10 protein-coding genes are annotated in these 12250 nt (G+C 72.7%); 2 read left to right on the top strand and 8 right to left on the bottom strand.

Annotated elements, in window-relative coordinates:
* Window positions 1-334 precede the first annotated feature (334 nt).
* Window positions 335-1063, top strand: coding sequence for a tyrosine-protein phosphatase (locus KJS59_RS23835; protein ID WP_213455228.1), 729 nt, complete (start codon window positions 335-337; stop codon window positions 1061-1063).
* A 7-nt stretch (window positions 1064-1070) separates the two neighbouring features.
* On the opposite strand, the gene KJS59_RS23830 is transcribed toward KJS59_RS23835, so the two are convergent.
* Window positions 1071-2165 (bottom strand): branched-chain amino acid aminotransferase, encoded by a 1095-nt coding sequence (locus KJS59_RS23830; protein ID WP_213455203.1) that lies wholly within the window; start codon window positions 2163-2165, stop codon window positions 1071-1073.
* Window positions 2166-2288: 123 nt separating this feature from the next.
* Window positions 2289-3320, bottom strand: a complete 1032-nt coding sequence (locus KJS59_RS23825; protein WP_213455202.1) for a 3-isopropylmalate dehydrogenase — start codon at window positions 3318-3320, stop codon at window positions 2289-2291.
* Between the two features lie 201 nt (window positions 3321-3521).
* Between KJS59_RS23825 and KJS59_RS23820 the strand changes: the two genes are divergently transcribed.
* Window positions 3522-4343, top strand: a complete 822-nt coding sequence (locus tag KJS59_RS23820) for an FAD:protein FMN transferase (protein WP_213455201.1) — start codon at window positions 3522-3524, stop codon at window positions 4341-4343.
* Between the two features lie 249 nt (window positions 4344-4592).
* Here the strand turns inward: KJS59_RS23820 and serA are convergent, their stop codons facing one another.
* The 6 genes from serA to KJS59_RS23790 form a co-directional block, all read right to left on the bottom strand.
* Entirely contained in the window at window positions 4593-6209 is a 1617-nt protein-coding gene (gene serA / locus KJS59_RS23815; RefSeq protein ID WP_213455200.1) for a phosphoglycerate dehydrogenase, read from the bottom strand.
* A 454-nt stretch (window positions 6210-6663) separates the two neighbouring features.
* Window positions 6664-7401, bottom strand: coding sequence for an HAD-IIB family hydrolase (locus KJS59_RS23810; RefSeq protein ID WP_213455199.1), 738 nt, complete (start codon window positions 7399-7401; stop codon window positions 6664-6666).
* Window positions 7398-8636: a mannosyl-3-phosphoglycerate synthase gene (gene mpgS / locus KJS59_RS23805; RefSeq protein ID WP_213455198.1), complete on the bottom strand. Its 1239-nt coding sequence runs from the start codon at window positions 8634-8636 to the stop codon at window positions 7398-7400. The genes KJS59_RS23810 and mpgS overlap by 4 nt, the downstream gene beginning before the upstream one ends.
* A 225-nt stretch (window positions 8637-8861) precedes the next feature.
* Entirely contained in the window at window positions 8862-9875 is a 1014-nt protein-coding gene (gene ilvC, locus KJS59_RS23800) for a ketol-acid reductoisomerase (RefSeq protein ID WP_213455197.1), read from the bottom strand.
* 27 nt (window positions 9876-9902) lie between these two features.
* Window positions 9903-10418, bottom strand: coding sequence for an acetolactate synthase small subunit (gene ilvN / locus KJS59_RS23795; RefSeq protein ID WP_213455196.1), 516 nt, complete (start codon window positions 10416-10418; stop codon window positions 9903-9905).
* 11 nt (window positions 10419-10429) lie between these two features.
* A partial coding sequence (locus tag KJS59_RS23790) for an acetolactate synthase large subunit (RefSeq protein WP_213455195.1) occupies window positions 10430-12250 on the bottom strand: 1821 nt, incomplete at its 5' end.

The following is a 12250-nucleotide window of genomic DNA, read 5'->3' as shown; positions in this document are numbered from 1 at the left end:
CATCACAACAAAAAGACCCCCCGCGGTCGCGGGAGGTCTGCGCGTCGGCGTGAGGGGAAGCCGGCGCGCTAGGTGCGAATAATCAGTGCGAGGTGGGCGTGTGTCACGCTCGGTAGCTTGCCACCGCTCCCGGCCGGCGCAAAACGGCGTCCCGTCATCCGGGAGCCGGCGGAGATAGCCGTCCGCCGCGCGGAGGTAGCCGTCCGCCGCGCGGGGTACGCCAAGGCCAACCACGGTCGATGCGCCGGCGGGCGGGCGGGTGACCGCGGCGGGTGGCTCGCGCCACAGCGCCGGGTGGCCGCGGACGGTTAGCGTGAGCCGCGTGACGAGCGAGATGGTCCGATCGCTGACGTTCAGCAACCTCTTCAACTTCCGCGACGTGGGCGGCTACCCCACCGCGGACGGGCGCGCCGTCCGCTGGCGCCGGCTGTTCCGGGCGGACTCGCTGCACCGGCTCACCGGGACCGGCCGGCAGGACTTCGCCGCGCTCGGCGTCCGCACCGTCGTCGACCTGCGCCGGCCGAAGGAGATCAGCCGGCACGGGCGGGTCTTCGAGGACCCCGGCCTCGGCTACCGGCACATCCACCCCGAGCACCAGGACTGGGACGAGATCCCCTACGACGCCCGCCTCGGCATGGCCCGATACCTGGCGGACCGCTACCGGGACCTGACCGAGCAGGGCGCGGCCGGGCTGGTCAACGCCATCTCGGTGATCGCGGACCCGGCCACCGCCCCGGTCGTCGTGCACTGCGCCGCCGGCAAGGACCGCACCGGCGTGGTCTGCGCGCTGGCCCTCTCGGTGCTGGGCGTCTCCGACGAGGACATCGCCGAGGACTACGCGCTCAGCACGCTCGCCTCGGAGCGCTTCGCCGACTGGCTGCGGGCGAACCTGCCGCACAAGCTCGACGTGCCCCCGCCGTGGTTGGCCGCCCCGGCCGAGGCGATGCTGCTGTTCCTCGCCGAACTGCGCGAGCGGCACGGCTCGGCCGAGGGGTACCTGACCCGGGCCGGGCTACCGCCCGCCCGGATCGACGCGCTGCGGGAGAACCTGCTGACCGGGTAGCGCGAGGCTACAGGACCCGGTGCACCCAGCCGAACGGGTCCTCGGCCCGGCCGCGCTGGATGTCCACGAGTTCCTGGCGCAGCGCCATGGTGATCTCACCCGGGCCGCCGTCGCCCATCGTGAAGTCCCCGGCCGCCGAGCGCACCGTGCCGATCGGGGTGATGACGGCGGCGGTGCCGCAGGCGAACGCCTCCCGGATCCGGCCGCTGGCCGCCTCCGACCGCCACTGCGACATCGCGATCGGGCGCTCGACCACCCGCCGGCCGGCCCGCTCCGCCAGAGTGATCACCGAATCCCGGGTGATGCCGGGCAGGATCGAGCCGTTCAGCGGCGGGGTGACCAGCGTGCCGTCGTCGTAGACCACGAAGACGTTCATGCCGCCCAGTTCGTCCACGTACTCGCGGTGCACCGCGTCCAGGTAGACGACCTGGTCGCAGCCGTTCGCGGCGGCCTCGGTGAGCGCGACGAGCGAGGCGGCGTAGTTGCCGCCGCACTTGGCCGCGCCGGTGCCGCCGGGCGCCGCCCGGGTGTACTCCTGCGACACCCACAGCGTCACCGGCTTCACGAAGCCGGCGAAGTACGCGCCGACCGGCGAGGCGATGACCGCGTACAGGTACTCCAGCGCCGGGCGTACGCCGAGGAACACCTCGCTGGCGTACATGAACGGGCGCAGGTAGAGGCTGCCGTCCGGGATGCTCGGGAACCACTCCCGGTCGATCTCGATGAGCTTGTGCAGCGAGTCGAGGAACACCTGCTCGGGCAGGGCCGGCATGGCCATCCGCGCCGCCGAGACGGTGAACCGCCGGGCGTTGGCGTCCGGGCGGAACATGGTCACGCCGTCGTCGTTCCGGTACGCCTTGAGCCCTTCGAAGATCTCCTGGGCGTAGTGCAGCACCGCGGTCGCCGGATCGATGGAGATCGGCGCGCGCGGCTCCACCCGGGCGTCGTACCAGCCCTTCCCGTCCGCGTACCGGATCGTCACCATGTGGTCCGTGAAGATCCGGCCGAACCCGGGGTCGACCAGCAGCGCCTCGCGCTCGTCGGCGGCTACCGCCCGCGGGTTCGGACGGATCTCGAAGTCGAGGCGGCCACCACCGCTCATCACGCGTACCTCCACGCTGGGATTCGGTGCGGGAAACGTGCCAGGAAAACGTACCCCGAACGGTCGTTCAGCGGGAGCCCGCAGGGTACCTCGCCGGGTGGACGGCGCGTCGGGGTCGGGGTTTCAGGCCGCCGCGGCGGCCGCGATGCGGTCGCCTACCTCGGCGGTGCGCAGCGGGGCGCCCGGGGTGCGGGCGGCGAGTTCGGCCGCGACCGCCCCGGTCACCCGGGCCGCCGCCTCGGGGTGACCGAGGTGGTCGAGCAGCAGGGCCGCGGAGAGCACCGCGGCGACCGGGTCGGCGAGGCCCTGGCCGGCGATGTCCGGCGCGGAGCCGTGCACCGGCTCGAACATGGACGGCCGGCTGCGCTCGGGGTTGATGCAGCCGCTGGCGGCCAGGCCGATGCCGCCGGTCACCGCCGCGGCGATGTCGGTCAGGATGTCGCCGAAGAGGTTGTCCGTCACGATCACGTCGTACCGCTGCGGCTGGGTCACCAGGTACATGGCGGCCGCGTCGACGTGCTGGTACTCGGTCTCCACGCCCGGGAACTCGGCGGCGACCTCGGCGAACGTGCGGGCCCAGAGCCCGCCGGCGTGGGTCAGCACGTTGGTCTTGTGCACCATCGTGACCTTGCGGCGCTCGCGGCGGCCGGCGCGGGCGAACGCGTCGCGGATCACCCGCTCGACGCCGTGCCGGGTATTCAGGCTCTCCTCGGTGGCGACCTCCGCCGGGGTACCGGCGTGCAGGTTGCCGCCGGCCCCGGTGTACAGCCCCTCGGTGCCCTCACGGACCACCACGAAGTCGATCTCGCCGGGCTTGACCTGGGCGAGCGGGCCGGACGTGCCCGGCCACAGGCGGGACGGGCGCAGGTTCACGTACTGGTCGAACGCGAACCGCAGCTTGAGCAGCAGCCCCCGCTCGAGCACGCCCGGCGGGACGGTGGGGTCGCCCACCGCGCCGAGCAGGATCGCGTCGTGCCCGGCCAGTTCGGCCAGGACGGAGTCGGGGAGCACCTCGCCGGTCCGGTGGTAGCGGGCGGCGCCGAGGTCGTACTCGGTCGCCTCGACGCCCGGGAGCACCGCGTCGATGACCTTGCGGGCCTGGGCGACCACCTCGGGGCCGATCCCGTCGCCGGCCACCACCGCGATGTGCGTCACGTCTCGTCCTCTCCTACCACCGGATGTCCTAGGGAACGTTAAGCCATCGTCCTATCACCCGGTACGGCGGTCCCAGGATTCGGGCATTCGGGGGGCATCCGCCCCCGCGGCTGGGTACTCACAGGACGTTCACAGCCGGCATCCATGCCGCGTTCAACCCCCTTTCTTACCGTCATCTGCGAGCCGCAGGGAAGGGGACCGATGATGATCACCGAGCGGACGACCGAGCCGGCCAGCGACCTACCCGCGACGCTGCTGACCGACCCGCGGGCCGAGGCCGACCGCCTGGTGGTCCGGCACCGGGTGGAGACCACCGCGGCTAGCTTCACGCTGTGCCTGGTCGCCCCGCAGTACATGAGCCGGCGGTCGGCCGGCGAGGCGCTCGCCGACGCGGTCGCGGAACTGCGCGCGGTCGACGCCACGTTCAGCCCCACCCGGCGCGACAGCCTGGTCTCCCGGCTGCGCCGCGGCGAGATCGCGGTGGACACCTACGCCCCGCTCGCCGACATCGTGGCCCGGTGCGCCGCCATGCGCGCCGCCACCGACGGCTGGTTCGACGCCTGGGCGGTACCCGGCGGCTTCGACCCGAGCGGTCTGGTCAAGGGCTGGGCGGTGGACCGCGCCGCGGCCCGCCTCAGCGCCGCCGGCATCGCCGACTACGCCATCTCCGGCGGCTCCGACCTGCTCGTACGCGGCAACGCGCCGGGCGGGCGCCCGTGGCGGGTCGGCATCCGCCACCCGGAGGACCGCAAGCGCATGGTCACCACGCTGGAACTGACCGACGGCGCCATCGCCACCACCGGCGGCCCGGACCGCCGCGACCACGTCGTGAACCCGCACACCGGCGCCACCGCCGGGGACCTGGTCGCCGCCACGGTCACCGGACCCGAACTGGCCGTCGCCGACGCGTACGCCACCGCGCTCTACGCGGCCGGCGCCGCCGGGCTGGCGTGGTTCCCCACGCCGGACGGATACCGGGCGCTGGTCGTGGACCGGTCGCTGCGCGGCCGCGCCAACGGCTGAGCCCGAACTGAGTCCCGGCTCAGCCGCGAGTGTGGCGCGTGCCGGGTGCCGGAAACGTCTGCGGCCCCCGCTGTCCTGGCACGGGACTGCGGGGGCCGACCGGACGGTCCAGTACGCGTGGCTCGCGTACGCGGAGGGTGGCGGTCACGCACCGGTCGGCAGACGTCACCCGAAGACGCCTCCCGGCACCACTGCGTAACCGCGTGACCACGCTACCCAGCGCGGTCCGGTCTGTCTACAGCGGTCCGTCTACAGTTCGTCCCGCAGGTCCACCGTGCTCCACGCGGTGGCCCCGATCGACTGGGCGGCACTGGCCAGCAGATCCGGGCCCACCGAGTCGTCGACGGTCAGCGTCATCAGCGCCTCGCCGCCGGCCGCCCGCCGGGCCACCTGCATCGCCGCGATGTTCACGTCCGAGTGGCCCAGGGCCGAGCCGATCGCGCCGACCACGCCGGTCCGGTCCGCGTACCGGAAGAACAGCAGGATCCCCTCGGCGTACTGCTCCAGCGAGTAACCGTCCACCTCGGTCAGCTTATGCGCGGCGTACGGGCCGGTGCCCGCGACGATGCCGGAGACGCCGACGGTGCGCCCGTCCGGCAACGCGCCCCGCACGGTCACCAGGTTCTGGTACTCGGTCGCCTCGCTGCTCGTGGTCAGCTCCACCGCGACGCCCCGGTCCGCGGCCAGCAGCGGCGCGTTCACGTACGTCACCTGCTCCTCGACCACGCCGGAGAAGACCCCCTTCGTGGCCGCCAGCTTCAGCACCGACACGTCGTTGGCGACGATCTCCCCGCGCACCTCGATGGTCAGGCTCGCCGCCACCCCGCCCGCGACCGCGGTGAACACCCGGCCCAGCTTCTCCGCCAGCGGCAGCAGCGGGCGCACGTCCTCGGCCACCACCCCGCCGGCCTGCACGTTGACCGCGTCCGGCACGAACTCGCCCTCCAGCGCCAGCTTCACGCTGCGCGCCACCGCCAGCCCCGCCTTGTCCTGCGCCTCCACCGTGGACGCGCCCAGGTGCGGCGTGGCCACCACGCTGTCGAACGCGAACAGCGGCGAGGAGGTGCACGGCTCCTTCGCGTACACGTCGATGCCGGCGGCGGCCACCCGCCCGTCGGCCAGGGCGTCCGCCAGCGCCTGCTCGTCCACCAGCCCGCCCCGCGCCGCGTTGACGATCCGGATGCCCGGCTTGGCGATCGCCAGCTCCCGGGCGCCGATCAGGCCCACCGTCTCCGGCGTCTTCGGCAGGTGGATCGAGACGAAGTCGCTCTCCCGCAGCAGCTCCTCCAGCCCTACCAGCCGGACCCCGAGCTGCGCCGCCCGCGCCGGCTGCACGTACGGGTCGTACGCGATCAGCCGGGTGCCGAAGGCCGCCATCCGCTGTGCGAACAGCACCCCGATCCGCCCCAGCCCGACCACGCCGACCGTCTTGCCCTGCACCTCCACGCCGGTGTACTTCGCCCGCTTCCACTCGCCCGCCTTCAGCGCCGCGGACGCGCTCGCCGTGTTCCGGGCCACCGCCAGCAGCAGCGCCACCGCCTGCTCGGCCGCCGACACGATGTTTGAGGTGGGCGCGTTGACCACCATCACGCCGCGCGCGGTCGCCGCCGCCGCGTCCACGTTGTCCAGCCCCACGCCGGCCCGCGCGACCACCTTCAACCTCGGCGCCGCCTTGATCGCCTCCGCGTCCACCTGGGTGGCGCTGCGCACGATGATCGCGTCGGCGTCCGGGAGCGCGGCCAGCAGCGCCACCCGGTCGGTGCCGTCCACGTGGCGGACGTCGAAATCGGTGGCGAGCACATCGATCGCGGCCGGGGCGAGTTCCTCGGCGAGCAGGACGACAGGGCGTGGCGTAGAGACGGTCATGAGATCCTCGCGCATCTCGAGTGCGAATCGGGGGGGGCGGGCGACGCGACGCTGCGCCAGCATGGGCCGGTGGTGACGCGGTGGTGGCGCGCCCACAACCGGGGCGCCCGCCGGCCGGACCCGCGCGAGGGCACCCAAAACTGTCCACATCCTAGTGATGCCCGTCCGCCCCACCAGTGACCGTCGTCACTCGTTATCCGACCTACCAGCACCCCGGGCGGGCCGCACGTGGCCACACCACCTGCCGCCGTACACCCGGCCGCCCGACCCGTCATGTGCGTCGTCACCGGCCTCGCTCTCTGCTGCGCTAGAAGCGCCGCCCGTTACGCGGCGCGCGGCCGATGCGGCACCACGACCGGGCAGGGTCGTCGCGCACCGCTGGGTGCGCGTCCCGCGGTTGGGCGCGCTCCACGACGGCGCGGGCGGGTAGGCCCGGGGACGGCTTGGGTGGCGGTTACGGCGGGAGGATGTGGCGGGCGGCCTGGGCCCAGCCGGCGGGGCCGATGCCGTCGAGGCGGAGCAGGTCGGGCAGGTCGAGGTCGGCCCAGGTGCCGTCGTGGGCGCGAACAAGCATCGGGTGCCGGACAGCGGCCAGGAGCGCGAAGTCGTTGGCGGCGTCGCCGACGGCCCAGCTCACCGCGTCCGGGCCGAGGACGGCGAGGAGGAGGCGGGCCGCGTCCCCCTTGTCGTGCCGGCCGAGGGCGGTGCGGAAGCGGGCGCCGCGCGCCATGGTGAGGCCGCGCTCGGCCAGCGCGGCGGCGAGCGCGCACTCGTCGCCGGAGAGCAGCCTGAACGTCTCGGACCAGCGGCGCTGGCGCGCGCGGACGGCGGCGGGGCGGTCCAGGCCGGTCCAGGACATGACGTCCTCGACGGTGGCGTCGCCGAACCCGGCGACCTCGGCTCCCGCGGCCCCGGCCGCGTCCCGCAGGCGGGCGCGGACCTCGTCGTAGGGCAGGCCCAGCACCCGGTCCACGCCGGCGCCGACGACCGCCGCCCCGTTCTCGGCGATGTACGGGCCGGGCAGCCCGAACTCGTCGGCCAGCCAGGCCAGTTCGGCCGGGGTCTTGGCCGTGGCGGGGACCACGAGCACGCCGGCGGCCTGGAGCCGGCGCAGTTCGGGCAGGGCCGGGCCGGGGCGGTACGTGTGGTGGTCGAGCAGGGTGCCGTCGAGGTCCGTGAACAGGACGATCACGGGTAGGCGGCCGGCAGCGGGCTGGGCGGGGCGACCAGCGGGCGCGCCAGCTCGCGGAAGGTGGTGGCCTCGGCGGAGAGCGCGTCGTACATGAGGTCCAGGGCCATGCTGCCCACCGGCGGGTAGATGCGCTCCCGGGGCGGCTCCTGCCCGGGCTCCAGGACGCCCTGGGCGACCATGAACTCGAGGATGGCGGAGCGGACCGCCGGCAGGCAGACCGGCGAGTGGTACAGCACGTTGAGGGCCTGCATCCGCATGTCCCGGACGTGGTCCTCGCCCTTGTTGTCGTGGAAGTGCGGGTTGCACGTCTCGATCTGGAGCACCGGCACCGAGGCCGCCATCGCCTCGGGGTGCGGCGGGTCGAGCAGCCCGCCGTACTGCTCGAACAGGTCCAGGTACTCGAACGGCTCGACCGCGAAGCCGCCGGCCAGCCGCATCCGCTTGCCCAGTTCCAGGCTGACGGCGTGCTCGCCGGCGTTGCCGGTGGTGATCATCTCGGTGCCGAAGCCGCTGTACTCGCCGATCAGCCGGTTCAGGAACTGGTTGGTGACCTCCGAGGTGCGGCCGCGGCGGCTGAAGAACAGCCGGCCGTCCAGGAGCTTGGGCTTGGAGTGCCAGGAGATCCGGACCATCGCGTACGGGCTGCCGGCCAGGTGCAGCCCGGCGGCGTACGCCTTGACGTACTCGTTGACGGCGCCCGGGACGTAGTTGTCCGCGTCCACGTAGCCGACGTACCGGCGGCCGGTCATGGCCGCGATCGCCATGCCGATCAGCATGGCCTCGCCCTTGCCGCTGCGGACCAGCCCGTCCGGGTCGATCAGCTCCGGCATGCCGGCCGCCTTCACCGCCGCGGCCAGCCCCGGGTCCCGCTGGTGGACGGTGACCGCCGGGCGCTCGGCCACCCGGCAGAACTGCTCCAGGGTCTGCACCTCGATGTCGTACCGGTCGACCGGCTGGCGCGAGCTGTTCGAGACGAGCACGATCAGGCAGTCGTGCGGAATCCCGGAGAGCACGCCCTCAATCACCCTGCGTGTCTCATTCATGCAGGGAATGACGACAATCAATTCCTTCTCGATCGCCCGCAACTCCGCCGACGTGACGATCTGACTGCCGCGCGCGTGGCCGTCCCGCTCCACGGGGTGATCGGCACCCGAGTCCAACTCAACGACCCGCTGAAGCTCGTGGATCCGTACGGCACCGAAGCGCTCGGTGCGATGAGTCTGTTGGAGCCTCATTGGTTGACAGTACCCGTTGCGGGCAGGCGGCAGACGTGTGCGCGAACCCAATAGCGGCCAGACCGCAATCCTATACCCGGCTAATTTACCGGGGGGTCAGCGGACGACTTCCGGCGGCAATCGCACCGTAACGTGATCGAGTCAACGGCCGCGCGGGGCAATCCCGTCGGCGTCGAGGGGCGCCCCGGCGGACCGGGGCGCCCCTCGACGCGAAGCGGGTGCGGGTCAGGCGGTCTCGGTGATCGGCCGGTCCACCCAGCTCATCATCCCGCGCAGCTGCCGGCCGGTCTCCTCGATCGGGTGCGCCGCACCCTCGGCCCGCCACTTCGTGAAGTTGGGGCGCCCGGCGTCGTCCTCGGCGATCAACTCGCGGGCGAACTCGCCCGACTGGATCTCCGAGAGGATCTTGCGCATCTCCTCCTTGACCCGGGCGTCGATCACCCGCGGGCCACGCGAGTAGTCGCCGTACTCGGCGGTGTCCGAGACGCTGTACCGCATCCGGGCGATGCCGCCCTCGTACATCAGATCCACGATCAGCTTGAGCTCGTGCAGGCACTCGAAGTACGCCACCTCGGGGGCGTACCCGGCCTCGGTGAGCACCTCGAAACCGGTCTGCACCAGTGCGGACGCGCCGCCGCAGAGCACCGCCTGCTCGCCGAACAGGTCGGTCTCGGTCTCCTCCTTGAAGGTGGTCCGGATCACGCCCGCCCGGGTGCCACCGATGGCCTTGGCGTACGCGAGCGCCACGCCCAGCGCGTTGCCGCTGGCGTCCTGCTCGACCGCGACCAGGCAGGGCACGCCCTTGCCGTCCACGTACTGGCGGCGGACCAGGTGACCCGGGCCCTTCGGGGCGACCATCGCCACATCCACGTCGGCCGGCGGCTCGATCAGCCCGTACCGGATGTTCAGGCCGTGGCCGAAGAACAGCGCCTTGCCCGCGGTCAGGTGCGGGGCGATGGCCTCGGCGTACAGCTTGCGCTGCACGGTGTCCGGCGCGAGCACCATGATGATGTCGGCCTCCGCCGACGCCTCGGCCGGGGTGAGCACCCGCAGGCCCTGCTCCTCGGCCTTGGGGCGGCTCTTGGAGCCCTCCGGCAGGCCGATGACGACCCGCACGCCCGAGTCGCGCAGCGACAGCGCGTGCGCGTGGCCCTGGCTGCCGTACCCGAGCACGGCGACCGTCCGGTCCCGCAGCAGGCCCAAGTCGGCGTCGTCGTCGTAGTACACCTCGGCGGTCATGACTTCCCTTTCGTTGTCGCGAAACCGCTACGCTGCACGCAGCGCGGGGCCCGTGGTGATCGAGCGCGAGCCGCGCCCGATGGCCACCTGGCCGGACTGCACCATCTCCTTGATCCCGAACGGTTCCAGGTCCCGCAGCAGCGCATCCAGTTTGTCCGGCGTGCCGGTGGCCTCGATGGTGAGCGTGTCGGGTGCGACGTCCACCACCCGGGCCCGGAACAGGTTCACCGTCTCCAGCACCTGCGAGCGCAGCGCGCGGTCGGCGCGCACCTTCACCAGGAGCAGTTCCCGCTGGACCGCGACGGACTGGTCCAGCTCGACGATCTTCAGCACGTGGACCAGCTTGTTGAGCTGCTTGGTCACCTGCTCCAGCGGCGAAGAGTCGGCGTTGACCACGATCGTCATGCGGGAGACCTCGGGGTGTTCGGTCTCCCCCACCGCCAACGAGTCGATGTTGAACCCGCGGCGGGCGAACAGCCCGGCCACCCTGGCCAGGATGCCGGGCTTGTTCTCGACCAGCACCGACAGCGTGTGCTTGCTCATCTTCGTCGGCCTCACAGCTCGTCGTCGTCGAAGTCGGGGCGCACCCCGCGGGCGAACATGATCTCGTCGTTGGCGGTGCCGGCGGCCACCATGGGCCAGACCATCGCGTCCTTGCCGACGACGAAGTCGACGACGACCGGGGCGTCGTTGATCGCCATCGCCGCCTCGATGGTCTTGTCCACGTCGCCGGGGCTCTCGCAGCGCAGCCCGATGCAGCCCAGCGCCTCGGCGAGCTTCACGAAGTCCGGGATCCGGTGCTTGTGCGTGCCGAGGTCGGTGTTCGAGTAGCGCTCGCCGTAGAACAGCGTCTGCCACTGCCGGACCATGCCCAGGTTGCCGTTGTTGATGATGGCCACCTTGACCGGGATGCCCTCCAGTGCGCAGGTGGCCAGCTCCTGGTTGGTCATCTGGAAGCAGCCGTCGCCGTCGATCGCCCAGACCACCCGGTCCGGCATGCCCACCTTCGCACCCATCGCGGCCGGCACCGCGTACCCCATCGTCCCGGCGCCGCCCGAGTTCAGCCAGGTGTACGGCTTCTCGTAGGAGATGAACTGCGAGGCCCACATCTGGTGCTGGCCGACGCCCGCCGCGAAGATCGTGTCCGGGCCGGCGATCTCGCCCAGCCGCTTGATCACGTACTGCGGCGCCAGGGTGCCGTCGGACGGCTCCTCCCAGCCCAGCGGGTACCGCTGGCGCAGGTCGTTCAGCACGTTCCACCACTCCGTCTGGCGCCCGCGCTGGTCGCCGCCCGCCGCCTGCTCCGCGGCGATCGCGGTGACCAGTTCGTCGATGACGTGCCGGGCGTCACCGACGATCGGCACGGCCGCCGCTCGGTTCTTGCCGATCTCGGCGGGGTCGATGTCGGCGTGCACGATCGCGGCGTTCGGGGCGAACGAGTCCAGCTTGCCGGTGACCCGGTCGTCGAACCGGGCGCCGAGCGCCACGATCAGGTCCGCCTTCTGCAGCGAGTAGACCGCGGCCACCGTGCCGTGCATGCCGGGCATGCCCAGGTGCTGCGGGTGCGAGTCGGGGAACGCGCCCCGGGCCATCAGCGTGGTCACGACCGGAATGCCGGTCTGCTCGGCGAGCTTGCGCAGGCCCTCGGTGGCGTGCGCCTTGAGCACGCCGCCGCCGACGTACAGCACCGGGCGCCGGGCCGCGTTCATCAGCCGCGCCGCCTCGCGGATCTGCTTGCCGTGCGGGTGCAGCGTCGGCCGGTACCCCGGCAGGTCCAGCGTCGGCGGCCAGGCGAACTGGGTCTCCGCCTGGAGCACGTCCTTGGGGATGTCCACCAGCACCGGGCCGGGTCGCCCGGTGGCGGCCAGGTGGAACGCCTCGGCCAGCACCTGAGGGATCTCCTCCGGGGTGGTGACCAGGAAGTTGTGCTTGGTGATGGGCAGGGTGATGCCCTGGATGTCGGCCTCCTGGAAGGCGTCCGTGCCGATCTGGCCGCGGCCCACCTGCCCGGTGATCGCGACCACCGGGACCGAGTCCATGTACGCGTCGGCGATCGGCGTGACCAGGTTGGTCGCGCCGGGGCCGCTGGTCGCGATGCAGACGCCGATCTTGCCGGTAGCCTGCGCGTACCCGGTGGCGGCGTGCCCGGCGCCCTGCTCGTGCCGGACCAGGATGTGCCGCACGGACGAGTCGTACAGCGGGTCGTAGGCCGGCAGGATCGCGCCGCCGGGGATGCCGAACGCCACCTCCACGCCGAGCGCCTCGAGCGACTTCACCAGTGAGCCGGCGCCGGTGGTCCGGACGGGGCCGGCGGCGACGGCGGCGGGCGCGGCCGGCCGGGCGACCGCGGCGGGGCCGGCGAGTGGGGCGCCGGC

Source organism: Rhizomonospora bruguierae (assembly GCF_018397995.1).
Classification (GTDB): Bacteria; Actinomycetota; Actinomycetes; order Mycobacteriales; family Micromonosporaceae; genus Rhizomonospora; species Rhizomonospora bruguierae.
Note: the sequence above shows the minus strand (reverse complement) of the source record. Positions and strands in the feature narration are given on the sequence as shown.

Coding starts and splice junctions, on each gene's coding strand:
- KJS59_RS23835 (WP_213455228.1), top strand. CDS start 335: ATGGTCCGATCGCTGACGTTCAGCAACCTCTTCAACTTCCGCGACGTG.
- KJS59_RS23830 (WP_213455203.1), bottom strand. CDS start 2,165: ATGAGCGGTGGTGGCCGCCTCGACTTCGAGATCCGTCCGAACCCGCGG.
- KJS59_RS23820 (WP_213455201.1), top strand. CDS start 3,522: ATGATGATCACCGAGCGGACGACCGAGCCGGCCAGCGACCTACCCGCG.
- serA (WP_213455200.1), bottom strand. CDS start 6,209: ATGACCGTCTCTACGCCACGCCCTGTCGTCCTGCTCGCCGAGGAACTC.
- mpgS (WP_213455198.1), bottom strand. CDS start 8,636: ATGAGGCTCCAACAGACTCATCGCACCGAGCGCTTCGGTGCCGTACGG.
- ilvC (WP_213455197.1), bottom strand. CDS start 9,875: ATGACCGCCGAGGTGTACTACGACGACGACGCCGACTTGGGCCTGCTG.
- ilvN (WP_213455196.1), bottom strand. CDS start 10,418: ATGAGCAAGCACACGCTGTCGGTGCTGGTCGAGAACAAGCCCGGCATC.